The sequence below is a fragment of the Chitinophaga sp. OAE865 genome, assembly GCF_040546735.1.
Lineage (GTDB): Bacteria > Bacteroidota > Bacteroidia > Chitinophagales > Chitinophagaceae > Chitinophaga > Chitinophaga polysaccharea_A.
In genome coordinates this window covers 918,687-945,230 of sequence record NZ_JBEPOF010000001.1, presented here as the reverse complement: position 1 = coordinate 945,230, position 26,544 = coordinate 918,687, and the positions used below count along the sequence as shown (strand labels likewise).

At 46.5% G+C, this 26,544-nt stretch carries 20 protein-coding genes and 2 tRNA genes; 6 read left to right on the top strand and 16 right to left on the bottom strand.

From position 1 onward, the window contains the following. Nucleotides 1–111 precede the first annotated feature (111 nt). The 5 genes from ABIE50_RS04020 to ABIE50_RS04000 all read right to left on the bottom strand — a co-directional run bounded on the left by ABIE50_RS04020 (nucleotide 112) and on the right by ABIE50_RS04000 (nucleotide 4,345). Complete coding sequence (locus ABIE50_RS04020; RefSeq protein WP_209855566.1) at nucleotides 112–825, bottom strand: hypothetical protein; 714 nt, start codon at nucleotides 823–825, stop codon at nucleotides 112–114. A 66-nt stretch (nucleotides 826–891) separates the two neighbouring features. Further along, complete coding sequence (locus tag ABIE50_RS04015; protein WP_354027866.1) at nucleotides 892–2,073, bottom strand: glycoside hydrolase family 76 protein; 1,182 nt, start codon at nucleotides 2,071–2,073, stop codon at nucleotides 892–894. Between the two features lie 373 nt (nucleotides 2,074–2,446). Further along, nucleotides 2,447–3,145 carry a dTMP kinase gene (gene tmk, locus ABIE50_RS04010; RefSeq protein WP_209855568.1) on the bottom strand — a complete coding sequence of 233 codons (699 nt, stop codon included), beginning with the start codon at nucleotides 3,143–3,145 and terminating at the stop codon, nucleotides 2,447–2,449. 533 nt (nucleotides 3,146–3,678) lie between these two features. After that, nucleotides 3,679–3,752: transfer RNA gene (locus ABIE50_RS04005), tRNA-Asn, on the bottom strand. A 332-nt stretch (nucleotides 3,753–4,084) separates the two neighbouring features. Further along, a complete protein-coding gene (locus ABIE50_RS04000) occupies nucleotides 4,085–4,345 on the bottom strand; it encodes a hypothetical protein (protein ID WP_209855570.1) in 261 nt (86 codons plus the stop codon). A 137-nt stretch (nucleotides 4,346–4,482) separates the two neighbouring features. On the opposite strand from ABIE50_RS04000, the gene ABIE50_RS03995 reads away from it, so the two are divergent. The 3 genes from ABIE50_RS03995 (at nucleotide 4,483) to ABIE50_RS03985 (ending at nucleotide 7,413) form a co-directional block, all read left to right on the top strand. After that, the gene (locus tag ABIE50_RS03995; RefSeq protein WP_209855572.1) at nucleotides 4,483–4,797 is read left to right on the top strand and encodes a hypothetical protein; all 315 of its coding nucleotides are present in this window, start codon (nucleotides 4,483–4,485) and stop codon (nucleotides 4,795–4,797) included. Beyond that, a complete protein-coding gene (locus ABIE50_RS03990) occupies nucleotides 4,769–5,038 on the top strand; it encodes a LytTR family transcriptional regulator DNA-binding domain-containing protein (protein ID WP_354027865.1) in 270 nt (89 codons plus the stop codon). Before ABIE50_RS03995 ends, ABIE50_RS03990 begins: the two co-directional genes overlap by 29 nt. A gap of 143 nt (nucleotides 5,039–5,181) precedes the next feature. Further along, nucleotides 5,182–7,413: a hypothetical protein gene (locus ABIE50_RS03985; protein WP_209855575.1), complete on the top strand. Its 2,232-nt coding sequence runs from the start codon at nucleotides 5,182–5,184 to the stop codon at nucleotides 7,411–7,413. Nucleotides 7,414–7,735: 322 nt separating this feature from the next. Here the strand turns inward: ABIE50_RS03985 and ABIE50_RS03980 are convergent. The 4 genes from ABIE50_RS03980 to hflX all read right to left on the bottom strand — a co-directional run bounded on the left by ABIE50_RS03980 (nucleotide 7,736) and on the right by hflX (nucleotide 11,172). Then, nucleotides 7,736–7,809: transfer RNA gene (locus ABIE50_RS03980), tRNA-Asn, on the bottom strand. A gap of 138 nt (nucleotides 7,810–7,947) precedes the next feature. Then, nucleotides 7,948–9,570, bottom strand: a complete 1,623-nt coding sequence (locus tag ABIE50_RS03975; RefSeq protein WP_354027864.1) for an ArnT family glycosyltransferase — start codon at nucleotides 9,568–9,570, stop codon at nucleotides 7,948–7,950. A 70-nt stretch (nucleotides 9,571–9,640) separates the two neighbouring features. After that, a complete protein-coding gene (locus tag ABIE50_RS03970; RefSeq protein ID WP_142684388.1) occupies nucleotides 9,641–9,982 on the bottom strand; it encodes a Rieske (2Fe-2S) protein in 342 nt (113 codons plus the stop codon). Further along, on the bottom strand, nucleotides 9,982–11,172 hold the full coding sequence (gene hflX / locus ABIE50_RS03965; protein WP_142684389.1) for a GTPase HflX: 1,191 nt from the start codon (nucleotides 11,170–11,172) through the stop codon (nucleotides 9,982–9,984). The genes ABIE50_RS03970 and hflX overlap by 1 nt, the downstream gene beginning before the upstream one ends. A 135-nt stretch (nucleotides 11,173–11,307) precedes the next feature. On the opposite strand from hflX, the gene ABIE50_RS03960 reads away from it, so the two are divergent. Together ABIE50_RS03960 and ABIE50_RS03955 are read left to right on the top strand one after the other, a co-directional pair. Continuing rightward, nucleotides 11,308–13,293: a S9 family peptidase gene (locus ABIE50_RS03960; protein WP_354027863.1), complete on the top strand. Its 1,986-nt coding sequence runs from the start codon at nucleotides 11,308–11,310 to the stop codon at nucleotides 13,291–13,293. 11 nt (nucleotides 13,294–13,304) lie between these two features. Further along, complete coding sequence (locus ABIE50_RS03955; protein WP_209855579.1) at nucleotides 13,305–14,081, top strand: enoyl-CoA hydratase-related protein; 777 nt, start codon at nucleotides 13,305–13,307, stop codon at nucleotides 14,079–14,081. An 84-nt stretch (nucleotides 14,082–14,165) separates the two neighbouring features. Here ABIE50_RS03955 and ABIE50_RS03950 read toward each other — a convergent pair whose 3' ends face one another. Then, nucleotides 14,166–14,870 carry a porin family protein gene (locus ABIE50_RS03950; RefSeq protein WP_142684392.1) on the bottom strand — a complete coding sequence of 235 codons (705 nt, stop codon included), beginning with the start codon at nucleotides 14,868–14,870 and terminating at the stop codon, nucleotides 14,166–14,168. A gap of 283 nt (nucleotides 14,871–15,153) precedes the next feature. Here ABIE50_RS03950 and ABIE50_RS03945 point away from each other — a divergent pair, with 283 nt between their 5' ends. Next, entirely contained in the window at nucleotides 15,154–18,096 is a 2,943-nt protein-coding gene (locus tag ABIE50_RS03945; protein ID WP_209855581.1) for a hybrid sensor histidine kinase/response regulator, read from the top strand. A 5-nt stretch (nucleotides 18,097–18,101) separates the two neighbouring features. Here ABIE50_RS03945 and ABIE50_RS03940 read toward each other — a convergent pair whose 3' ends face one another. The 6 genes from ABIE50_RS03940 to kdpA all read right to left on the bottom strand — a co-directional run bounded on the left by ABIE50_RS03940 (nucleotide 18,102) and on the right by kdpA (nucleotide 26,492). After that, nucleotides 18,102–19,796, bottom strand: a complete 1,695-nt coding sequence (locus ABIE50_RS03940; RefSeq protein WP_209855583.1) for a sensor histidine kinase — start codon at nucleotides 19,794–19,796, stop codon at nucleotides 18,102–18,104. Next, nucleotides 19,793–20,917: a sensor protein KdpD gene (locus ABIE50_RS03935; protein WP_209855585.1), complete on the bottom strand. Its 1,125-nt coding sequence runs from the start codon at nucleotides 20,915–20,917 to the stop codon at nucleotides 19,793–19,795. The genes ABIE50_RS03940 and ABIE50_RS03935 overlap by 4 nt, the downstream gene beginning before the upstream one ends. Before the next feature lie 10 nt (nucleotides 20,918–20,927). Beyond that, on the bottom strand, nucleotides 20,928–22,010 hold the full coding sequence (locus ABIE50_RS03930; protein ID WP_209855587.1) for a porin: 1,083 nt from the start codon (nucleotides 22,008–22,010) through the stop codon (nucleotides 20,928–20,930). A gap of 113 nt (nucleotides 22,011–22,123) precedes the next feature. Further along, nucleotides 22,124–22,687: a potassium-transporting ATPase subunit KdpC gene (gene kdpC, locus ABIE50_RS03925; RefSeq protein ID WP_209855589.1), complete on the bottom strand. Its 564-nt coding sequence runs from the start codon at nucleotides 22,685–22,687 to the stop codon at nucleotides 22,124–22,126. 25 nt (nucleotides 22,688–22,712) lie between these two features. After that, nucleotides 22,713–24,758, bottom strand: a complete 2,046-nt coding sequence (gene kdpB, locus ABIE50_RS03920; protein ID WP_209855593.1) for a potassium-transporting ATPase subunit KdpB — start codon at nucleotides 24,756–24,758, stop codon at nucleotides 22,713–22,715. 21 nt (nucleotides 24,759–24,779) lie between these two features. Continuing rightward, a complete protein-coding gene (kdpA, locus tag ABIE50_RS03915) occupies nucleotides 24,780–26,492 on the bottom strand; it encodes a potassium-transporting ATPase subunit KdpA (protein WP_209855596.1) in 1,713 nt (570 codons plus the stop codon). Between the last annotated feature and the right edge of the window lie 52 nt (nucleotides 26,493–26,544).

The following is a 26,544-nucleotide window of genomic DNA, read 5'->3' as shown; positions in this document are numbered from 1 at the left end:
AAAGTTCGACACTTTTGGAGCACTTCAATTTTGAACAGCCTCTTTTATGTGAGCGCCTGGCTAGCCAGGCATTTAAGAAATATCCATTCCTCTTTGATACACTTCTTCGTTTTATGGCTTTTTGAACATGCTTTCGTCTACCGGCACATTATTCTCCATTTTTGTAATGCTGATTTTCACTCCCACCGGTTCCTGCGAGATGCTGGAGCCATAGTTATAGCCATCTGCAGTTTTTGCAAAATTGCTGAGGTTAGTAACCAGGTCCATATGCTGGCCCTGGATTTCCAGTGAATTGGCCATTCTCAACACATTTCCCGTAGCAGGATCTACAAAACACGTAGTGACGTTGCCGTTAGTATAGGTTACCTTCACTTTCGCCAGCTTTATGCCATCTACGGTTTCAGGTTCCAGCAGTTCCAGTTTGTTGCCTTTTTCATTGTAGTGGTAGAAATCACCTGTCAGATCCAGCTGTTTGCCCAGCGCTTTGATGGTAGCGCTGTCCATATCTTCCGGGGTGGTTTTACCCATCACGGGCATTTGTACCCAGCCGCCGGCGCTTGTAAGCACCTGGATATTGGTAGTGCCCATCGCTTCAAATTCGAGGCGCATGGCTTTGTCTTGCAGCACCCATCTTTTGAAGGGAAAGTTCATTCCCTGCATTTCCATAGTGCCTTCGGCATACTGGCTTTTCAATGCTTTCAGCTTATCGGCGCCACCAAGCGCTGCAACGTTCTTATTCACGATATCTGCCAGGGACTGTGCCTGTGTGATGATGCCTGAAAGTATTACGAGCAGCAGCAGTGTTATTCTTTTTGTGTGTATCATAACCGGTTGATATAGGTTTGTTTCACACAAATTAAATATCTCCAGGAACAAAAACAAAAGCAGTCATTAAAACAGCCAAACGCCATTCATCATAGCAATACCGCAGGTAGTTTCAAAGGAATTCACGTAATTATCGGGAGTTCTGTGCCACCACTGGCCCCACATAAGCCCGTTGGAGTTGCGGTAATTCCAGGCTTCAGCTGCGTTGTAGTTGAGCCAGGCGGCGTAAGTGCTTTGGTAGCTATGGTCTTTCACAAAGCGGCAGGCCCAACGGGCAAAAATGGCTTTGAAGCCCTGGCAGTCGTCGGTGTCATATTCATCAGGCAGTAATCCCTGTGCGTTGCACATGCTGATTTTCGTATAGTCCATGGCTTTAGCACCCATTGCCTTGTAATTATCTGAAGGATAAGAGTTGTGCAGCATGCTGCAGGCACCAATAAAAGTGCCCTGGGTGTAGGTACGGGGCCCCTCTGTAATAACGCCGGCGGCGTTCATAGCACCTTTTACTTCGCCGGTGCCGGGTACGTATAATTTAGTCACCATCCAATCAACAATTTGTTTGGCTTTGGTTTTATAGGTGGCATCTCCGGTAGCCTGGTAGAGGTACATGGCACAAATGGCTGCCGGCGCGTTCACGCAGGCGTTCTTGGTATTGTTGGCGGTGGTCCACCAGAGGCCGCCGCCCAGGTTGGTATCCCAGGCCCGGTTCCATACCATGTCGAAGTTATTTTTGGCCATATCTTTCATGCCGCCGTCGTTGGTGATCTGGAAAGCGCGGATGCACATTAGGGCGCCCCATATCACATCATCGTTATAGATGTTGGAAGTCCAGAGCAGGCCATAGTTATCCCGCATTCCGTTGTACAGGTACACCATTTTGTTTTTAAGGTCTGTGTCGTTGTTGATGTTGTAGGCATCAATCAGTGTTTCGATGGCCTCTGCCTGTCGCCAGAAATCCATCCTGCCGGTGTGGTTTACATCTGAATAGTAATAGGCTTTGAAAGACGGGCCATAAGTACCGTACTGATGATAAAATGCGTTGTTGTAGCATTGCATAGCCAGCAATGCTTCGGATTTCACCGGTTGTACGGAGTTAATTGTTACCAGGCCGGTTGTACCGGAAAGGGTGTTGTTTTCGGAAGATTTGATCATTTCCGGTTTCTTACAGCCGGTAACAATCAATGCCAGAAGAAGCACTGCCAAGCAGGTGCTGTGGAGGAGCGCTTTAGCGCAGGGAAGAGTTTTCATGTTTTCCAGTTTGTGGATTTTGTGGGTTTTGTGGAATAAACAGTTTTCCTGGTGTGCTCAGCCAGTCGTATGTAAAGCCGTCATAATTGCTACTGCGCGCTCATAACAGTGGAACCAGGTTTGGCGCAGGCGCTTTTACAGGAGGACAGGTATACTACCGGTAATTACTTACAACCGGTAAAAATATTTTTCAGGTACGGGAACGGTTGCACGAACGGGAGAGTCCCGCAACAATAAGAGGTTATCATTCCACTTGCTTAAAGGGAATATTTTTCCGGGCGGAGGGAAACTTTGCAGCAACAGGCGACTATAATTCTATCTGCTTAAAGGGGAATATTTTTCCCTACAGTTGCAGCTTCATAGCAATAAACTATTATAATTTCACCTGGCTGTTCACCAGCTGAATAATTTCTTCATGGATTTCCTGTATGGGGCGCATTTGCTGTGCATCATTATAGCAGGTAATCCTGTTAATGGTTGGATCTGCGGTTAACAAGGCATCATACTCCTTTTTCACGGCCAGCTGAAGGGAGAAATCCGCTTCGTGAATATCATCTTTCCCCTGCAGGTATTCCCGGTCCTCATTTGCGCGTCTTTTAGTTAGTGCGGACTCCGTGAAAGAAAAGGGAACATCCAGGTAAATAGAGAAATGGGGTTTAGGGATCTTGTTATAGTTGTATTCAAATTCATTGATCCAGTTGCGCAGGTATTGTTTTTCTTCGTCTGACTGGAGTTTAGCGCACTGGAAAGCAATGTTTGAAAGCACGTATCTATCTACCAATACAAAATAACCATCATTCAGCCATTCATTGATAGTGGCGGCAAACTCTTTGCGGTCTTCAGCAAATAACAAGGCAACCAGTTGCGGGTGCACATTTTTCACGTCGCCAAATTCACCGCGCAGGAATTTAGCAATGAGCTCACCAAACATTCCCTTATTGCTACGGGGGAAATGTATAAACCTGGTTTTCTCATTTTTCGACTCCAGGTATTGTGTCAGCAGTTCTATTTGTGTTGACTTACCCGCGCCGTCTAAACCTTCTACCGCTATAAATTTGCTGGTTTTATCCATTATGTTGTCTGAATTAAAGAAGGAAAATTAATAAAAATCCCCGTTGTTATGTCTTAAATGCAAAGAGCCTGCATTATGGCAGACCCTTACCTTCATGGCGGCGAAGTTAGTGAAGTTTTTTTTAATAAAAACGGCTGCCCTCCGGTCTTTGTTATCATTCAATCTTTCAAAACAACTTTTCCAATCTGTCGCGGGCAACAAATGAGCGATCAAAAAATCTGGCGACATCATTTCCAATCACTTCATCCAGCACAACATACTGGAGCCACTTAGCTGATTACGCCTTCATGAGCTGCTGGTAAAAATGTATTGCGATTAAGAGAGTGGCTACATTCAATTACATAGCATACACGAAATTGCGTTGATAAAAGTGTATTGCGATTAAAAGCGGTGTTGATCATGCGGAGCCCATGATTGAAATACTTCCTGTGCATCCGGGATGTATGATATTGGTGACGGCGTAGATATACTGTCAAATCACTATAAAAATAAAAAGGCGCTCAACTGATTATGTTAAGCGCCTTTTTATTTTGCTCCCCCTGCTGGACTTGAACCAGCGACCCTCTGATTAACAGTCAGATGCTCTAACCAACTGAGCTAAGGAGGAATAGACCAATGTTCAGGAAGATGAACATCGGCGGCAAAGCTAGTTAAATATTTGATTAAACGTGCAGATTATATTGATTTTTGTTGTGTGATGTATAGCTTATTCATACAGAGGAATAGCGATACGCATACTGTGCAGTAAAATAGGGCCCGCAGTAAAAATGGAGTGGAGGTGGACTTGATCTGCTTCCTCCCTGTGAGAAAGGGTTTGAAGGGATATCAACAAATAGAAACAGACAATAAAATAGCGCAATATGCCCAATTAAACGCCTTTGCAATGACTATTTGACAATAATATTGCATATATTTTACATATATAAAAATCGCATTAAATTAATTAACTGCCACATTGTGCCATGTTGAGATTCTGGTAAAAATATTATCATACTGTTTTGGCATATACCCGGAAGAAAAGGTTTGATGATCGCTTAAAACAGCTTTCACATCTTTATACCGGGAGATCTGCCGGGCGCCTGAAGCACCGAAATAAGACATAAATTCCTTATCGTAAACGAGCAGCAACTTTTCCAACGCCGGCTTCAATACAGAAGGTGTAAGGTGGCAGCTGACATACGTAATGGTAGCGGTGATCATTACTAAACCATTGTACTTTTACTGCACGACTTTGTAATTACACACCACACCAAGATCCAGACCGACCTGGAATACTCCCGCCTGCAAATGAAAATATAGAAGCACCTGTTACTGCGTCAACAAGATTTGGCGCCGGTATGGATTGGGAGCTGGTGGTTGAAAACACTGAACAACTGAAAGGCCATATCAATGTTCCCATCATATTCTGCACCACCTACGACGGCTACGCCATAGAAGCTTTTAAAGTAAATGTAGAATATGTACTTAAACCCTTTAGTAAAGAACCCCTGGAGAAAGCGATCTCCAAATTTGAAAACCCGAAAAAATTATTGGCCGGCGATATTGTACGTCAGTACGAAGCAGCCATGAAAGCACTTTCCACCTATCTGCTGAAAGACAACGGCACTTATATGATTAAATACCGTGACCGTTTTTTTGCCGATCAGTTTTGATAAGATTGCCTTGTTTTATCTGGAGAATGAAATCAATCATCTGTATACTCACTCAGGCAAAATATATTCGATTCCTGAAAACCTGGAAGAACTTGAAAGACAGGTAAGCTCCACATTTTTCCGGGTGAACAGGCAATTCCTTGTTAACCGTAATGCCATCCGGGACGCAACAGAACACTTTCCCAGGAAGCTTAAAGTGAACCTGAAATTTCCATTCAACAAAAAATATCATTGTAAGTAAAGAGAAAAAGAGCTGGTTGCTGGAATGCTGATGATTGCCAATGAATAACCGGGCGCCAACTTATCTCAGCCGGAAACAGCCGTCGCTTTACGGAGTATTTTTTATATTTTAAGCAGATGGAAATATTTCGGCAGACAGTACTTATGGCTCTTATACTGCTGGCAATTCATCCGCTTACTTCCAACGGCCAGCAGTTTCCACAGGCAGAACAATTAGCCACCGCATTAACAGAAGCGGCTGCAGCTATTCCCGCCGGGAATATTTATTTACAAACAGACCGTGGAGTGTATGAGCCGGGCGAAGACCTCTGGTTCAATGCACGCCTGCTGAATGCGCAGCATTTCGTATGGTATACAACCGATCAGACATTGTATGTGAAGCTAACAAAAGCCGGCAGCGACAGCACTGTATGGCAGCAGCTTTACCTGGTTAGCAATGGCGCTTCCAGCGGTCATATATACCTGGATGGCAGCCTTACAGCAGGCGACTACTGGCTGAAAGCCTATTCCGCGCATTCCTTCACAGCAGGTCCTGCGCCGTTTTATGCCTTACGTAAAGTGCACATCATTAAAGATTCCTATTCTCTGCCCCGTGCATCTGGCAACATTTCCCTACAGCCGGAAACAAACGACTCCGTACAGCTGCAAACATTTACGGAAGGAGGTACATTCATCTCCGGGTTAAAAAATCACATTGCATTTAACGCAACAACCAGCAGCGGTGTACCGGTACAAATTACCGGCACACTGCTTAAAGACGGAAAACCATTACAACACATTGAAACCACCCATCTGGGAATGGGAAGTTTTGATCTTATTCCTCAACAGGGCGCCACATACACTATACAGGCAGGCGATAAGTTGATTCCCCTTCCCAAAGCTGCAGATACCGGCATTGTAATGCATGTACAACCGGCAGGGCCCGACAGCATCTCTATTAAAATCACCGCCAGCGCCGGCATGGCCGCGCAGAGGATCTATATCAGCAGCCAGATACGCGGACTAATGCAGGCAGCTGCCACTGCATTGCTCAAAGACAGCCTGCTGGTACGGCTCCCCGTGGGCGGAAGTCCCGGCGGCATTGCAGCCATTACGCTATTTGACCAGCAACTGAAACCACTGGCAAAACGGCTGGTGTTTGTACACCCTGATAAAAAATTAAACATCCATCTTCAACTTCCTGAACAACATTACTTCACCCGGAAAAAAGTTTCCCTGGTGATTAAAACAACAAACGAAAAAGGTAATCCTGTTCCAGCAAGGCTTAGCCTGAAAGTATTTTACAATGCCTATGATAACAACGATGGCAAGCACATTGATGATCATTACCTGCTTACCAGCCAGCTGAGAACCAGGATCGATGATCCCGGATACTACTTTGATGAAAAAAATAAAGACCGGTTAGCCGCGCTGGACCTGTTACTGCTTACCCGGCAACAGAACAGTTACCTGTGGAGCGATCAGCGGCAAGCCAATCCTGATACAAGGTCCGTGATCACCGACAGCATTGCCGGTAATTTGAGTTTCCAGGGCAGGGGGAATAAGTCCCACTCATCTCCCAACCTGCTTTTTGTATTCAACGCAGCAGAAAAAAACAACACCTTGTTAAGCACGGACAGTGCCGGGCATTTCTTCCTGGATCCCGCTATCCTGGCATCCGGGAACCGGCTTTATATCAAATACCCGGGACAGAGCAAACAACCTTTCACAATGACCGTTACCGATCCGTTTGCCGCCATTACCGTTGCAGAGAAAAACAAAACACCTTATTATCCTCCTGCTCTTAAAAGAATAAAAACCGCGGACACAGCTATTATTTTCAACCGGTTCAGTAAAACATTAGCCGGCGTGGAAATCTCTGCCAAAGGCGCCAAAACCGCCTGGCCCAAATACCTGGGTAAACTCGATAGCATTGCTAAACTTGAAGGCCCCGCAGATTATGTAGGCGCGTGCGGACTTTTAAACTGCCCCGCCTGTGGGGGAGGGACCAAACCCGTGGAAGGAAAGGAATACAGCGAGTATATCGGGAACCGCAGGCAGGAAATTGTATCGCATCCGTTTGCCTTCACCGCGGATGAAGTAAAAAAAGTAAAATATCACTACCCCACATTTACAGAGGAACAACTACTAAAAAAATTCAACCTCGCTGTAGCAGGTGGTTACTATATTTCTCCGCAGTTTGATCAGTCAAACAACGGTCCTGACTTTAGAAAAACCCTTGCCTGGATACCGGATATTACGACAGATGAAAATGGTGAGGCAACAGTCAGTTTTTACTGTTCGGATGTTTATGGGAGGTTCCAGGTAAGTGTGGAAGGAGTGAGCGAACAGGGGTTGATCGGGAAAGGGGTGGAGTATGTGGAGGTTTCGCAGTAGTTTTTTTAATGCAGACTGAAATATTCTCCCAACACATACTTTTTTTTATACGTTATAAACAATAGCGCATATTCAATGCGTAGCCTGCCCGTTACTTTGTTGTGAAATATCTCTTAACCCCAAATTTCAGCATTATGACTTTCCAACTAAAAAAATTAATCGCCCCTCAATACCTATACAATAGGCAATAATAACCTGGTATTAATCCGCGGAAATACAGCTACCATAATTGCCAAAACCATGTCAATGTTGTAAACTGACAAGTTATCCCTATATCTATTAACACAGAAAGGGCCCGGCAAATTGCCAGGCCCTTTCTTCGCTCCCCCTGCTGGACTTGAACCAGCGACCCTCTGATTAACAGTCAGATGCTCTAACCAACTGAGCTAAGGAGGAGTGTTTCCCGTATCGTTTGCGCGATTTGGGATTGCAAAAATAGGGAAATTTTCATTTTTGCAAAATCTTATTTCACTTTTCTAAAAATTTTTTTGAACCTCTCCCCGAAATCCGCCTCCAATAAGGCTTAGGACAATTTCATTTTTTTACTGCCACCAGCTGCCTTTCTCCTAAAGCCCCCGCCCGCGTAGCCCTCCGGACAAAAGGCAGATCCAGTTTGCTCACATAAAAATGCGGGAACGACCGGATAATAGTACAGGTATATCCCTGCCGCTGCAACGAAGCCACTGCATCAGGGGTGGTGAAAATGAGCCCTGATGCTGAATCCGGACGAAGCACAGGAGCCTGCAAATAAAAATCGAAGGCGTAGGAATTGGCCTGGTACAGCCCTATACTTTTACCCGGAAGATGCGTATTGGCATAAGCAGCAGCCGTACTTCCGCTCTGGTACTGCATCATATCGGGGTATAAAATGGTATTCAGGTACAGGTTCAGCAAAATGCTGATGGAAATGGTACGATAAAATACGGCCTGCCGAGTAGATTTATCCAGCCAGTAATGCAGCAACAGGTATAGCAGGAGCAGGGCTCCGGCCAGTAGCAGCCAGGCATAATGCATGGCTGGCTTGTATAAAAGATCGATCACCACGCCGGCAACAGCTATCAGGATAATGATGGTATACTGTGTAACCCGGAAGAATTTCAGCCCTTTTTCCGTGTGCAGCGATAAAATATACTGTGCGGTCAGAATCGCAAAAAACGGGAAAATGATATTCAGGTAGTGCGGAAGCTGGAAACGGGAGAGCGAAAACAGCGCAAAAGTGGCTAGGGCTGCGCAAATGCAGTAATACTCCTTTTGTTGTTTCCATTTTTTTATAAAGATGATAACTGCCGCGTACAGCATTACCGACCAGGGGAGAAAAGCCCAGAGAAGCGTGTGAAAGAAAAAGAACGGATCGCCGGAGCCTTTGATAGGACCGGTGTTCATAAATCGGCCAAACTGGCTGTCCCAGAAGAAAAAGCGGATACCCGATACACCGGTAGCACCAAATACAATTTTCTCCGGGTGCTGGTCAAACTGCCGGTACAAGGCATATAGTTCCGGGGTAATGAAAAGGGCAATTAATATGGCTGCTAATGCCCAGCGCCAGTGGAACAGTTCCTTCCAATTGCGCATAAACAGCAAATGGCCGCCAATAGCGGCGCAAACAGGCACCAGCGCAAACATTCCCTTAGTCATGATGGCAAAGGCAGTAAAAAGGGCGCCAGGCAAAATGCGACGGCGATAAAAATGATATACCGCAGCAATGATCAACCCGGTGAGATAAGGCTCTGCACGCACATCATTATTGGAAATCACAAGATGTTCAGCGGTAAGCAGGATGCACACTGCCCAACGGGCCACTTTTTCATCATACAAATGAAAGGCGAAGCGGTAGGTATACCAGGCTCCCATCAGTAAAAAAAGAATAGCGGGCAATTTATATGACCAGGTGTGAATCCCAAAAAGCCGGAAGCTAACTGCAGCCATCCAGAAGGGGAAATGAGGCTTATCCAGCCAGTCGTGGCCATCGGCGTAGAGATTCCAATAGTCGTGTTTAATCACCATAGTTTTGGCGATACCGGCATACAGGGCGCCGTCGGGCTCCAGGATCGGCACAAACAGGGCACTGAATTGTAATAGTACCAGCATGGCAATAATGAGTCGCCATACTTGTTTCTCAGAAAGAACAAATGAGCGTGTAACAGTTGTAGTCAGCATAACGAAAAGTTACAGGCATATACCGGTTACTTCAAATATGACGATCACACTTAACAAAAAGATAATTGCTTTACCAGAACCAGCCGCTTTTCTCCATGCCCAGCCAGGGCCCGTCTTCACGCTGTTCAATAGGGTATGTTTTCAGGTAATATCCTTCACCGCTGCTGTTATAGCCATTCTTAAGACTGAATTTATAACGGTGCAGGGGGCATACAATGTTACCAGCGGCATCTATTACGCCGTCGGCCATAATCCCCCCGGCATGGGGGCATTTAAATGCAAAGGCGAAAAGCTGCCCTTCGTACAGGGTACAGCAGATCTTCTTTCCGTTTACCTCCAATACGCTGATCTCCTTCTCTGCAAAGGGTAAACGGCCTTCTTCCAGTTTATACCAGGAATATTCTTTGGCCATTAGTAGAAGAATTCTGTTTTGTAGGGGAAGCGGTCTCTGTACAATTGGGTTACCTTATCAAGGATCGTTTTACGCAATTCTTCGATATTCCTTTTTTCCAGCGCGGATATGAATACACAGTTTCCCTGTGTTTTTGTTTCCCATTGCTGTTTCAGGTTATCCAGGATGTCTTGTTTCACTTCCGGTTCCAGCCATTTATCAAAGGTGTTGGCTTCATACAGGTCCATCTTGTTAAAGATCATGATAGTAGGTTTCTCAAACGCTTTCAGTTCCTGCAGCGTGCGGTTCACCACTTCAATCTGTTCTTCATACTGCGGATGGGATACATCTACCACATGGATCAGGATATCGCTTTCACGCACCTCATCCAGCGTTGATTTGAAGCTTTCCACCAGGTGATGGGGGAGTTTACGGATAAAACCTACGGTATCGCTGAGCAGGAAAGGCGTTTGATCGAATACCACTTTGCGTGTGGTAGTATCCAATGTGGCAAACAGTTTGTTTTCCGCAAATACTTCACTTTTACTGAGCAGGTTCATGAGGGTGCTTTTCCCCACGTTGGTATAACCTACGAGCGCCACCCGGATAAATTCGCCGCGTTCCTTACGCTGGGTAAGGGATTGCCGGTCTATATCCTCCAGCCGTTTACGCAGGAGCGCTATTTTATCTTTCACAATACGGCGGTCTGTTTCAATTTCCGTTTCACCCGGGCCTCTGCTGCCGATACCGCCCCCCTGTCTTTCCAGGTGGCTCCACATACCACGCAGCCGGGGTAAAATGTACTGGTACTGCGCCAGCTCTACCTGTACTCTGGCCTGGGCTGTGCGTGCGCGCCGTGCAAAAATATCCAGGATCAGGTCACTACGGTCTATTACTTTAACCTTAAGCACCTTTTCAATATTAGCGATCTGAGAGCCCGTTAGCTCATCATCAAATATAACGAGTGATATATCCCTGCCTGCAATAAACTGCTGGATCTCTTCCAGCTTTCCTTTTCCTACAAAGGTGGCCCTGTCGGGATGGGCCAGCCGCTGGGTAAAGCGCTTAACAGTAGCAGCACCTGCGGTTTCCGCCAGGAACACCAGCTCATCCAGGAACTCATTTACCTGGCGCTCTGTCTGGTCTTTAGTGATAACGCCTACTATAACGGCTCTTTCCTCTTTTTGTACTACCTGTTTTTTCTCAATCAAGTTATTTCTGAATTTGGAGCAAATTTACACAGAATTTAATCGCTAAGCCATTTCTTCCTACATTTACCCGATCCAAAACAACCTTTCGATATCATGTTTAAACCTTTTTTACTGACAGGACTATTAATATCAACTATGGCAGTAGCCCAGGATAAGATGACACCCGAATTGCTATGGCAACTTGGACGGGTGAGCGGGGAGGCGTTGAGCGCTGACGGGAAAACCGTTATCTATGGCGTATCCCAGGTCAATATGACGGAAAACAAAAGCGAGAAGAACCTCTACGCTATTCCACTGTCGGGTGGCGCTGCGAAACAGCTTACCCAAACACCCGGTGCAGAAGGCGATGTAGCCGTTTTACCCGGGAATAGGATCGGGTTTTCCCTGAAAGGGCAATGGTATGAAATGAATGCCGATGGTTCCGACCCGGTACAGAAAACCAACGTGGAAGGCGGTATGCAGAATATCCGTATTTCCCCCGACGGGAAGCATATTTTATTTTCAAAAGATGTGAAAATAAAGAAAATTTCCGGCAGCGATCATTACGCGGATCTTCCAAAATCCAATGTACAGATCTATGATAACCTGAACTACCGCCATTGGGATACCTGGGAGGACGGCAGTTTTTCACACGTTTTTTATGCTACTTACAATAATGGCGAAGTAGGCACACCCATAGACATTATGGCGGAAGAGCCCTATGACTGCCCTCAAATGCCTTCCGGTGGCCCTGAAGATATGATCTGGAGCCCCGATGGCAAAAGTGTGATCTATGTTTGTAAGAAGAAATCCGGGAAAGATTACGCTGTCAGCACCAATACTGATATCTACGAATATAACCTCGCCACTAAAACCACGCGCAACCTTTCCGAAGGAATGATGGGCTATGATGTGGCGCCGGCTTTCAGCCAGGATGGCAAATACCTTACCTGGTTAAGCATGGCCCGCGATGGCTATGAAGCAGACAAAAATGATGTGATCATTATGGATCGCGCTACCGGCGTTATTACCAACCTCACCAAAGGATGGGATGGTACGGCCGCTTCCTCCCGCTTCAGCAGCGACGGGAAAAAAATATACTTCCTTGCAGTGATTAAAGGCACCGAACAGCTGCTGGAAATTACCCTGCAGAAAAATATTGCGCAAACAACGGAAAAGCATATACGCCAGGTAACCACCGGCGATTTTGACATCAACGACATGCTGGCCCAGGCCGGCAATACGATGGTAGTATCGCGCACGGATATGAACCACGCAGCGGAACTGTTTACCGTAGACCTGAAGAAAGGCGACGTTACCCCGCTTACCAGTGTAAATAAAGCCGCTTACGATAAAATAGGTATGTGCAAAATTGAAAAGCGCTGGGTAAAAACCACTGATGGCAAGGATATGCTTACCTGGGTGATTTTCCCGCCGGATTTTGATCCTGCAAAAAAATATCCTACCCTGCTGTATTGCCAGGGCGGCCCTCAATCTGCCGTATCCCAGTTCTATTCTTACCGCTGGAATTTCCAGCTGATGGCATCCCAGGGCTACATAGTAGTGGCGCCAAACAGAAGGGGCATGCCGGGGCATGGGGTAGAATGGAATGCTTCCATCAGCAAGGACTGGGGCGGACAACCCATCAGAGATTACCTCAGCGCCATTGATGACGTAAGCAAGGAAAGCTATGTGGATAAAGCCCGCCTGGGCGCTGTAGGCGCCAGTTATGGCGGCTACTCCGTATATATGCTGGCAGGCGTACACGAAAACCGCTTTAAAAGCTTTATTGCCCACGATGGCTTATTTGACCTGAAAAGCTGGTACGGCACTACAGAAGAACTGTGGTTTGCCAACTGGGACATCGGCGCTTACTGGGATGCTGCCAATGCCAACACTTACAAGCATTTTAATCCAAGTGAATACGCCAATAAATGGAATACACCCATTCTTATCATCCAGGGAGGCATCGACTTCCGCGTTCCTATTGAACAGGGACTGCAGGCCTTCCAGCTGGCACAGCTGAAAGGGATCAAAAGCAAGCTGCTGTATTTCCCGGAAGAAAATCACTGGGTATTAAAACCGCAGAACGCCATTGTATGGCAACGTGAATTCTTTAACTGGCTGAAAGAAACCCTGTAAATCATATTACCATGACTGCCTTATTATTGGATATCCGGGATGGTATTGCTACCATTACTTTAAACAGACCTGAAGTATACAATGCCTTCAATGACCCGCTCAGCTATGAACTGCAGGACGCATTAAAAAAAGCAGAAAAAGATCCGGCAGTGCGGGTAGTAGTGTTAACCGGCGCCGGAAAGGCTTTCAGTAGCGGGCAGGATCTCAAGGCATCTATGGAGTCTGGGAAACGCGACCTGAGCGAATCTTTGCATAAGCGCTATAACCCTATTATACGCGCCATCCGCAACATGCCCAAGCCGGTTATCTGCCGGCTTAATGGCGTGGCCGCCGGCGCAGGATGCTCCATTGCACTGGCCTGTGATATGATTATTGCCAGCGAAGAAGCCACCATGATAGAGATCTTTGTGAACATTGCACTGGTACTGGATTCCGGGTCTTCCTATTTCCTGCCCCGTACTGTAGGCTACCACCGGGCGTTTGAACTGGCTACCAAAGCCAGTAAGATACCCGTGGCGGAAGCGTTGAAAATGGGACTTGTAAACAAAGTAGTGCCCGCAGCAGAACTGGATGCTGCCGTGCAGGCGGAAGCCGCTTATTACGCTGCCGCACCTACGAAAGCCATTGCACTCATGAAAAAAATGCTCACCAAAGGCATGACAGACAACCTGGATGAGGTGCTTGAGTACGAGGCTTATTGCCAGGAAATTGCAGGCAACTCCACGGATAATGCTGAAGGCATACAGGCTTTTCTCGAAAAAAGAAAGCCTGTATTTAAAGGTGAGTAAACCAACCGCTCAGATCATCTTCCAATAAAAACGGCCCGGGTACAATACCCGGGCCGTTCCCTTTATATAAAAGCCCTGAGGCTGTTACAATCCGCTTAAGCAAATACCGATCTGGTAAGGCCTGATATCCAGGTTGTTGCTGGCATTATCTTTCAGCAACGGATTCAGGGAATATGCACAGAACAGGGCAAAATTACCATAACCTACACGGCCGGTTGCCGCAAAGCGCCATGGGTTAAAGAATCCCCTGTTGGCATCTTTATCAATATCCTTGCTGCCGTTGGCGCCGGTATATTTAATCTTGGTATGAGCATCCACCAGGGCGCCCACTTTCACACCTATAGCGGCTTTAAAGCCTTTATTGGCGTTATCAGGCACACTGCGGTATCTTAATTCAATAGGAATTTCGAGGTAAGTGGTGGCTACTTTATTCTTTTTTGCAGTAGAGGTGGGGAAAGATACCTGGTTGGGATTCAGCTTCCCCTGTATATCCATCGTATGATCTTTCAGGTAAACACCGCTGGTACTGAAGCCTAAACCTGCTGCCATGCTCAATTTGGACTTCTTGAACGGAAAATCGTACATCAGGGCGATATTAAAACCCCTGTTAAGGCCGCTCTTAATACTGTCAGGCGCACCAGCCCAGCCATCGTATGATAACTGTACCATCAAAAAGTCGTTGGAATGGGTAACCTTATTAACCGCTTTATTCATCGGCGAGCCACCATCCTGCGCAAAAACTCCAATAGAAACAGCTATCAGACCCAGGGTAAAAATTATTTTCTTCATATATTATACATACTTAGGAAAAAGAATATTAGGCAAATATAATGGAATGATTGTAACACAATTGGTTAAAATATTGCAAAAACATTCATCCCGATAATACATTCGCAGGCCGAAAGTAACAGAAAAACAAATATCGGCCACCATAATCTTTTCCTGATCTCCACATTATACTGAACAAGATGAACAGCAATATTGCCGCAAAATATCCTAATTTGAATAAATAATCCATCACCACCCCCATAACCCCTGCCAATGCTATTAAAGAGTCGTTGAAAATGTACGCATGAAAAAAATTGTAAATACGGTTCTCGTACTTATCCTGGTAGTACTTATGGCGCTCATCGGTTTTGTATACTACGCCTGGGTGATAAAAAAAAGAAGCAGGAGCGCCGCTGAGAGCATGATACAAACCAACCTTCTGATCGATAAAGTAAGACAAGCGGCGATGCTGGATAATAATTACACCAACAGCATCCGCGATATGCTGCTGATGAACCAGGCTACTATTCCGGCAGCCAACTATGCCCTGCCAGACAGTATGCTGCACATTCTGCAATTTGTTGCCGCCAGCATGCCCGGTGATACGGTTTCTCAAAAAATACTGGATAACTTCAGTACACTTCTCCGGAAAAAGATTAATTACAACAGGCGTATCCTTGACCTGGCCTCCTCCCAACCGGCACTGGCCAGGCAACTGGCTATTGCACCTGAAAACGCCCTGTTCCGCGACAGCATCAGGAAAGAAGTAAATGATTTCATGCGGGAAAACCGGACCAAACTGATTGCACGGATAGATAAAGACAACCGCTATACGCTGTACTCCTTCTGGACAACCATTACCATCAGCCTGTTCACCCTGGTACTGCTACTGGGCGAATCACGCTATTTATACCGGATGTTCAAAAAACAGAAGCAGAGAAATAACCAGTTGTACAAAAGAGAGCAATCTTTCCTGCGACTGGCAGAAGAAACAGAGCTGATCCTGTATAAATCGCAGGTAGATGGCATCTTTACCTACGTGAGCAAACGCGCCGCTGAAATGACGGGCTATACCAATACGGAACTCGTTGGCAAACACTACTCCATGTTCCTTGACGAGCCCACCTGGAAACGACTGGAAGCTTTTTATATGAATCAGGTTAAAACCGGCGACGACTATACCTCCCAGGAGTTTGAAATCATTACCCGTTCCGGCACAAAAAAATGGGTGGAGCAGATGGCCGCCCTGGTTTATGGGGAAGACGGCCGGGTAAAAGAATTCCAGTGCATTGTAAGGGATATCGACAAGGAAAAAAGAAGCGAAGACCAGGTAATGTATCTCCAGGAACGGCTGGATGCAATTATCGACTATATGCCATCAATGATGTTCATAAAAGATATGCCCGGAAAATACCTGCTTGTGAACAACCGGTTCTCCGAAGTACACGGCATAGATAAAAAGGATATTATCGGTAAAACAGATGCAGAACTGCCTTACGACTGGGTACAACGGTATACCGCTCTTGACCGGGAGGTAATTACATCCGGCACGAGGGTTAAATCTGAACAGAGCTTTACCGTTAATGATAAAATCTATCACTTCCTCATCACCAAATTCCCGCTCAGGAACGCAGAGGGTGAAATGATCGGCATCTGCGGTATAGGACAGGATTTCACGGAAAAGAACAACTATATCGCCGCCATTGAAAATGCCAATAACCTGGCACAGGAAGCCATCAGCGCGCAGGAAATGTTCCTGGCCAATATGAGCCACGAAATTCGTACGCCCATGAACGGTATTATCGGCATGACCAACCTCCTGATGCAGCAAAGCCAGCTGTCGCCCCTGCAACTGGAATACACCGGCGCCATTAAAACATCCGCTAACCGCCTGCTGGTGATCATCAACGAAATCCTCGACTTCTCAAAAATAAAAGCCGGTAAACTGCTGCTGCTCCGGGAACCATTTGATATCTATGAGGTAATGGACAATGCCCTCTTTCCCCTGAAACTTCAGGCACAGCAAAAAGGACTATCGTTCTTTGATGAGATAGATAAAGCTGTTACACCCTACCTGCTGGGAGATGAGGTACGACTCCAGCAGATACTCACCAACCTCGTGGAAAACGCCATTAAATTCACGCCTGCCGGAAAAATAAGCGTGAAAGTATCACTGGTAAAAGAAGACGCCAACGCCCTACGGCTGGGCTTTGAGATAAAAGATACCGGCATTGGCATTGATCCGGCACAGCATGAGCTGATCTTTAAAAGTTTCTCCCAAACACATGCAGACAATGCCCGCAAGTATGGCGGTACCGGCCTGGGATTAGCCATCACCCGGGAGCTCATTACCCTGCAACATGGCTTTATCCGGGTGAACAGCCAATTGAACGAAGGGGCTACCTTTTACTTTGAACTGCCATTCGACCGGAACAATGAAAACATTGCCGGTAAGGATGAGAAAGGGCACCTGCATCACATAGAAAAACCACTACAGGGAAAAACCATACTGGTAGTGGAAGATGATGACATTAACCAACAGGTGGTATTCCATACACTACGCAACGCAGGCGCCAGAACAGACGTGGTTAACAGCGGCAAATGGGCACTTGAAATACTGGACTATAAACAATACGATTGTATTATCATGGACATACAGATGCCTGGAATGGACGGGTACCAGGCTACACAGGCCATACGCGCGAAAGGTATTCAAACTTATATGATCGCTATGACTGCCTCCGCGCTGAAAGGCGAAAAAGAACGCTGCCTGGAAGCAGGTATGAATGATTACATCTCAAAACCATTTGACCGTGCCGACCTGTTTCATAAGATCCTGAAAGGACTGGGGGAACAGGCGCCTGAACCGGCTCCCGTAAAAGAAGAGGCGGTAATTACACCGCTCAGCGAACTGAATTTTTCTGCTGTATACAGTATGATGTCGGGCGAGAAAGAGCATGTAAAAATAATGCTGGAAGAGCTCATGGATAGCATTCCCCAGAAATTTTCAGAGATGAGCCAGCTGGTGGCAGAAAAAGACTGGCAGCCACTTTATATGCTGGCTCACCAGATGAAATTTAACCTGAACATGGCAGGTATGCAGTATGCATCGGAAGTTGCCTGGTCTATTGAAAGGGATGCAAGGCTGGAAGAGCACCTGGACAGCATACCTGACCGGCTGCAGGAAATTATGAACATCTATTACCGGCACGTACATCTTGTAAAAGCACATATTGATCAAGCCTGAAAAATTTATGCCTCCGGAAGTGTAAAATAAAACCGGCTTCCTTTTCCTTCCTCGCTGTTTACACCAATAATGCCTCCCTGGGCTTCAATAAATTCTTTCGAAATGGCCAGTCCCAGCCCATTTCCCTGGCCCTTCATTCCCGGTACCTGGAAAAATCTTTCAAAGATCTTTCCCCTGAAAGCTTCAGGTATACCTTTCCCGTAGTCCTGTACCACAAATGATAACATTTCTGTTCCGGTAGAAGTCACTGCCAGGTCTATAGCAGCGCCATGAGCGGAATAGCGGATAGCATTGGTTAACAGGTTCACCAGTACCCAGGCGGTTTTTTCCACATCAGCCAGCACCTTTGGTAATGTATCGGGTACCTGGGTGCGGATGGTAATTTCCCGCTGGGCCGCCTGTTTCCGAACAGTATCCATGGCATACTGCACAATGTTCATAGCTGCAACAGGTTGTGGCTGCAGCTGTATATTACCGCTTTCCACCTGCGACAGGTCAAGCAGTTCGCTCACAATTTTTATCATGCGGCGGTTGTCCTGCTTCAAACTATCCAGCAACTCTTTCTGCTCATCGCTGAGCATTCCGGTGCGTTCATCCTCCAGGAGCTTAATACTGAAGTCGGACGCTGCCAATGGCGTTTTCAGCTCATGCGAAATAGTAGCGATAAAATGTGTTTTCGCAATATCCTGCTCTTTGAAAGTGGTAATATTCCGGAGGATCACTACATAGCCTATACGTTTTTCCTCATGCCGGATATCTGTTGTTTCCCGGGTGAAGAAACATTCTTTTCCATCCACTACTATCTTTAGGGGGGCATTTTCGCTTGTATTCACAAGAAAACGCAGCAGGTCGTTCCGTTTGGAGATTTCTTCCGCCGCCTGCCCTATCAGGTCTTTCTCCTGCATATTCAGCAGTTGTAATGCAGGGGTGTTGGCAAAGAGGATAACGTTATTCACGTCAAATCCTATGGTGGCGTCTTTCAGACTGCTGATCACGGCTTCTGCGCGCTGCTTTTCAAATACAATACGCGCCAGGTTACTATGTTCGTATTCATCCAGCCGCTGGGCCATTGTATTAAAAGCAGTGGCCAGATCGCCGAACTCATCACCGGATTTAAAGTAGAGCCTTTTCCCATATTGTTTGTTGGCGATATCTTTTATGCCTTGTGTGAGCGCACCTATTGGGTTGGCAATATATCCCGGGAAATTATAAACAAAAGTAAAGCCCAGCACGAAGCAAAGACCGCTGATAATAGCGATATAAAGCAATGCGTTATCCGCCGTTTTCTTTACCTTTTCATTTTTACCCACAATGGCCGCCATATTAACATCCATGATGGTATAGATATTCCTTTTTATGGCGCTTATTTCTACGGTAGAATCTTTTTGCAGCAGTTCAAAAATACGGGTAACTGCTGCAGTAGCGTCTTTCTCGCCTCTTTCTGTTACGTTTGCCTGCTGCTTTTTGAGGTTAAGGGAAAAAGTTTGCATGGCAGCAGCACGATGTGCCGGCAGATCTTCCAGAGCTGCCAGCATATTTTTCGCGTACTCCAGTGATTCATAGTTATCCTTCAGAATAAACTTCGCCTTTTCGTTCAGGCGGTTCAGATAGTAATAGCCAAGTATGCTCACCACCAGCAGCATGATGTACAGGAACAATACCCCAAGCGTAATCTTTGTTTTTAATCTGAACGTGCTCATGATAATATGATAATATCAATATCGTTGGAAGAAAGCGTTTTCAACAATTGATTAAACAGGTTGGTACGCAAAATGATCCGGAAAAGATTGATATGCGGTTTTCCCATACAAATTGTGGTGACCCGTTTTTCCAATGCAATGTTAATAATAGCTTCCGATACTTTGGCGTTATGCTCCTGTATAACCTCAGCACCCAGTTCTGTAGCGAGTTTCAGGTTATTGATAAGATGACGTTGGGCAGCCAGTGCAATTTTATCAGCGCTCTCGGCAGGTGTTTGCACATACAATACAAACCAATCGGCATGATAATAGGCAGCCAACCGGGCTGTTTTGCGGATCACCTTCCGGGCTACTTCATCGTTGGTGGAAATACAGGCCAGGAAGCTTTCATGGCGCATCTGCAGGTTACGGGGGATCTGTATCTCCACTTTTCTTTCCACCTGTGTGGTTACTTCCTTCAATGCCAGTTCCCGCAATTGCAGGATCTTATCTGCCTGAAAAAAATTACTCAGTGCGCTCTCTACTTTGGAGCGGTCATAGATCTTACCTTCTTTCAGACGGGTGATCAGCTCATCAGCTGTGAGGTCGATGTTCACTACTTCATCAGCCATTTGCAGCACCAGGTCCGGAACACGCTCCTGCACTTCCACGCCGGTGATGGATTTCACCTCCTGGTTAATGCTTTCAATATGCTGTATGTTTACTGCAGAAATAACATTGATCCCTGCATTCAGCAGGTCTACCGCATCCTGCCAGCGTTTTTCATTTTTGGAGCCGGGTATATTGCTGTGGGCCAGTTCATCCACCACTACCCAGTCGGGCGCCAGGAGCAGGATGGTAGAAAGATCCATTTCTTCCAACATTTTCCCTTTATAGAATACCTGCCTGCGGGGTATCTGGGGCAGGCCATCCAGCAGGGCATGCGTTTCCGCACGCCCGTGGGTTTCGATATACCCAATCTGGATATTCACCCCGTTTCTTAACATGGTATGCGCTTCCTGCAGCATGCGGTAGGTTTTACCTACACCGGCGCTCATACCGATATAGATCTTAAACTTTCCCCTGCCGGCGCGATTGGCCAGGTTAAGAAACTGTTGTACGGAGTGTTCTTTTTCTGTCATTATTATCTGGTTAGAACCATACTGCCAGTGAAGCTGTGACAGCAGTATTGGTGTTTTCCGGCGTTGTTCCTTTCATGAATGTTTTATCCTTTCCGTTAAATGTTCTGCCTTCCAGCCTAAACATGACGTTATTTACCGGTGTGAAATCAAGGTTAAGCGAGTACCCGGTAGTTTGAAAGCCTTCCGGTGTACCGGTACCTATAATAACACCGTTCTGATCATTATAGTGTTCCACACGGCCTGCCATTGCAAATTTATCTGTAAATGCATACCTGGCAATTACAACGGGGCTGTACCAGCTGTTGAAGTCCGACGATCCTTTGGCTTTCTGCTGCAATCCGTAGTCGAATCCTGCAATGAGGCTGAATTTATCTGTTATACTAAAGGTACCATAAACATTATTAAAGTAGCGCATCTGGCGTGCACTGTCTGGCAGATCATTACCGATATAAGTGCTCCAGTTGAGCAATATTTTTGTTGTTGGCTTAAAGGTGATCTGTGTACCAAAGGAAGGGGTTTGATTGCCATCCACTTTTTTGATCCTTTGCCATCCATTCAGATACATGGCGGCAAACGACCATTTATCGTTGGGCGTCCAGGTTACTTTGGCGCCGGTTTCATAATACGGTGAGTTCTCTGCCAGGATGCTCCGGGTAAGGGTAGGGCAGTCTTTCCCGATGGCGCTTTCAAAACCGATATGCGCAGGCATTATCCCTGCATCGATCCAAACATTTTTACCTACACGGATACCAACATTGGCTTCGTAGACATATTGCATGAGGGTAGGTTCTGCGGCCAGGTTGTATTGCGGATAAGTACCTGCCATTAGTCCTATGTTGGCCCGGACCCTGTCTGATGTATAGGTGGCTTTCACCATTGCCAGGTTAAGGTTTAATTCATTATGACGGTTATAGTTGTACAGGAACCCGGGCTTTGTATGATTTTCCGGATTGTTCAGGTCATAGCTGTAATATGCTTCAGCATAGCCGGAAAAGGTTATTTTTCCTTTCTCTTTTTCTTGTGGCGGAGCATCCTGGGCAAACATAGTAGTAGCTGCTGCAAGGGCGCCGGCCAGTAATAAAATCTTCTTCATTTTAAATATACAGGTTCGCGTGAGTTGAGTTACTGGTAACCTGCTGCGACAGGTTACCAGCTAAGGTTTTTTCACAAGACGTTCACAGGTTAAAGGAATAAAAGGACAGCGCCCTATTTCATATCATCGAGCGCTATGTTCAGTTTTAATACGTTCACAGTAGATAAACCAAACAGCCCCATTAAAGGCTCCTGGGTATTGGCGTCGATCAGTTGTTTCAGCTTACCGGCGGAGATACCTCTTAACTTCGCTACACGCGGCACCTGTACATAGGCGGCAGCAGGGGTGAGGTGTGGGTCTAACCCGCTGGCAGAGGCGGTAACCAGTTCTGTGGGGATGTTCTCTCTTTTAACATCAGGATTGTGTACCATAAAGGAGTCGATCCTTTCCTGCACTGTTTTCAGGTAGTCGGGGTTACCGGCCGCTTTATTGGAGCCACCGGAGCCTGCAGCATTATAATCCACGGTAGAAGGGCGGGGCTGAAAATATTTATCGTCACTGAATTTCTGCGCAATGTTTTCATAACCCACTACTCTTCCGTTATGTGTTACTTTGATACCATCGCCTGCGCCGGGAGCCATTTTAGCAACAGCAGCAATGAGCAGTGGGTATAACCCTCCCAGTAATACCACGAGTAACAATGTGAGTTTTACAGAAGGCCAAAGATATTTTTTCATCTCTTTAAATTTTATCAGTTTATAATTACATCAAAAGCGCGATCAGCATATCAATCAGCTTGATACCAATGAACGGCGCTATGATACCGCCAACGCCATAGATCAGCAGGTTACGGCGAAGCAATGCACTGGCGCCGATGGGTTTGTAAGCCACCCCGCGTAAAGCCAGCGGGATCAGCATCGGGATAATGATAGCGTTAAATATCACCGCACTGAGGATGGCCGTTTCGGGGCTGTGCAGTTTCATGATATTGATGCCCTGCAATGCAGGTATAGACGCCACAAACAAGGCGGGAACGATAGCGAAATATTTCGCCACATCATTGGCGATGGAAAAGGTGGTAAGGGTGCCGCGTGTCATCAACAGCTGTTTTCCGATTTCCACGATTTCAATCAGTTTGGTAGGATCGTTGTCAAGATCCACCATGTTGCCGGCTTCCTTGGCAGCCTGGGTACCACTGTTCATGGCTACGCCTACATCGGCCTGGGCCAGGGCAGGCGCATCATTGGTACCGTCGCCCATCATGGCTACAAGGCGGCCTTCATTCTGCTCCTTCCGGATATAGCTCATTTTATCTTCCGGTTTAGCTTTCGCGATGAAGTCGTCCACACCGGCTTTGGTGGCAATGTATTTGGCAGTAAGCGGGTTATCACCGGTTACCATCACCGTTTTCACGCCCATTTTACGCAGGCGGTCGAAACGCTCGCTGATACCGGGTTTAATGATATCCTGCAATTCTATAACCCCTTGCACTTTGCTGTTGAGCGCTACCACCAGTGGCGTACCGCCGTCTTTTGAAATAGATTCCACTTTAGCCAGTGTTTCTGCGGGGAAAGTAAACCCTTCCTTTTCTGCCAGCCGGCGTATAGCATCGTAAGCACCTTTGCGGATACGGCTTCCATCGGGCAGGTCTATACCGCTGCTGCGGGTTTCTGCGGTGAATTTCACCAGGCTGGCACCACTTACAGATAATTTACTAACTACTTCTTTGCCTGCCAGTTCCACGATAGATCTGCCTTCCGGCGTTTCATCCGATAAGGAGCTGAGTGCGCAGAGGCGGATAAATTCTGCAGCAGGAATACCATTGGTAGCATAAAAGTTAGTGGCCTTACGGTTACCGATAGTGATGGTACCGGTTTTATCCAGCAGCAGCACATCAATATCGCCGGCAGTTTCCACGGCTTTCCCTGATTTGGTGATCACATTTGCACGCAGTGCGCGGTCCATTCCGGCAATACCGATGGCTGATAATAGACCACCAATGGTAGTAGGGATAAGACATACAAAGAGAGAGATAAAAGCCGCAATAGTGATGGGCGTTTGTGCATAATCAGCAAATGGTTTCAGCGTTACACATACAATAATAAACACCAGGGTGAAGCTGGCCAGCAGGATCGTCAGTGCAATTTCATTTGGTGTTTTCTGCCTGCTGGCGCCTTCTACCAGGGCAATCATTTTATCAAGGAAAGATTCTCCCGGTTCTGTGCTTACCCTTACTTTAATATGGTCGGACAATACTTTGGTACCGCCCACCACACTGGATTTGTCGCCGCCGGCTTCCCGGATCACCGGCGCGCTTTCACCGGTGATGGCCGATTCGTCGATACTGGCCAAACCCTGTACTATTTCACCATCGGCGGGAATAATATCGCCCGGATCGCATACGAAGATGTCGCCCTTGCGCAGGGAAGAGGAAGAAATAATTTTTATTTCATTGGTGAAGATTTCGCCTACCAGCTCTACTTTTTTGGCGGGTGTTTCTTCCCTTGTTTTGCGGAGGCTTTCTGCCTGTGCTTTACCACGTGCCTCTGCAATAGCTTCTGCGAAGTTGGCGAACAGCACGGTAAAGAACAGTATCACAAAAACAGCCACATTATATGCCGCGCTGCCTTGTTCCCTGTTACCGGTAAAGATCGCATACAGCGCTACGATCAGCATTACGGCAGTGCCTATTTCCACGGTGAACATCACCGGGTTTTTGAACATTAATTTTGGGTTCAGTTTTACGAAAGACTGCTTCAGGCTCTCCATCACCAGTTCTTTCGGAAACAATTTATTATCATGCTTCATGGTAGTCAGTCATTAAAAAAATTACAGGGAAAAATACTCTGCGATCGGGCCCAGTGCCAGTGCCGGGAAATAAGACAAGGCAGTGAGGATAATGATTACCGCAAAGGTCATCGCTCCAAAAGTGAGTGAATCTGTTTTCAGCGTACCGGCAGATTCAGGTATGTATTTCTTGGAGGCCATCAGCCCGGCAATAGCCACCGGTCCGATTATAGGCAGGAATCTGCCCAGGATCAGCACAAAACCGGTAGATACATTCCAGAAAACGTTTCCATCTCCCAAACCTTCAAAACCAGAACCATTATTGGCATTGGAAGAAGTGTACTCATAGAGCATTTCAGAAAAACCGTGATAGCCGGGATTATTTAACCAGGCCGATGGCTTCACCGCCCAGTTGGCATCCGGGTGATGTGATAATACCCACGACGATAAAGCAGTACCTGCCAGTATCAGGAATGGCGACAGCAGCGTAATAATGGCAGCTATCTTTACTTCCCTTGCCTCCAGTTTATGACCCATAAATTCAGGCGTACGGCCCACCATCAGGCCCGATATAAACACAGCGATAATAATAAAGATGTAATAATTGAGAATACCTACGCCGCAACCGCCGTAAAAGCAATTCAGCATCATACCCAGCAGTTGCATCATACCGGTCATAGGCATAGTGCTATCGTGCCAGCCGCATACAGAACCGGTTGAAATAATAGTAGTGACCGTACTCCAGTAACCCGTAGCTGCAGCGCCAAAACGCACCTCCTTACCTTCCATTGCCCCCGTGGCCTGTTGAATGCCCATATGGGCTATGGCAGGGTTACCAGCCATTTCCTGCTGCATGGAAGGGATCAGCAGGCATATCATCCCGATGGTCATGATCCCGAAGATGACCATCGCAAACTTTCTTCGCTGTATAAACGTTCCCAGTGCAAATACCATCGCGATAGGAATAAGTACCTGTGCTACCATTTCCGTCATCCAGGTCACATAGTTAGGATTCTCCAGCGGGTGTGCAGAGTTGGCTCCAAACCATCCGCCACCGTTGGTACCGAGATGTTTGATCGCTACAAAGCCCGCCACAGGGCCATGCGAAACATTCACTGTATCGCCCTGCATGGTTACAATAGCTTCTTTGCCGGCATAACTGGCTGGCATACCATTAAAAACAAAGATCAGCGCAATTACAATACTTATTGGTAAGAGGATACGGGTGATTGTTTTCAGGAAAATATCCCAGAAATTTCCAAGCTTAGTAGTGGTTTTTTCTTTCATGGCTTTGAAAACCACTATAAGTGCAGCAATGCCGGTGGCGGCGCTCACAAACTGCAGAAAGGCAAGTACAAATAATTGTGTGAAATAAGTAACACCCGTTTCGCCGGAGTAGTGCTGCAGGTTACAGTTCACCATAAAGCTGATGGCGGTATTAAACGCCAGGTCAGCCGACTGCCCGGGATTTCCATCGGGGTTCAGTGGCAGTTTATCCTGGAAGAGCAGCGTAAAGAAGGCATATACAAACCATACAAGGTTGATGGTGAGCAATGCCTTCATGTGTTGTTTCCAGTTCATTTCCTCAGCAGGATTGATACCGGAAATTTTAAAGATGAGGCGTTCCAGCGGCGACATAAAATCGGACCAGGTCCGATCGCCCCTGAATACCTTTACAATGTACCTCGACAGTGGCCAGGCAAGTAATAGCGTGATGCCGTAGGTGGCAATGACGCCTGAGATTTCTGTTGTCATTTTTATAATCAGTTAAATAAACTTTGCGTATAGGCGTTGGAGTGATATCTAC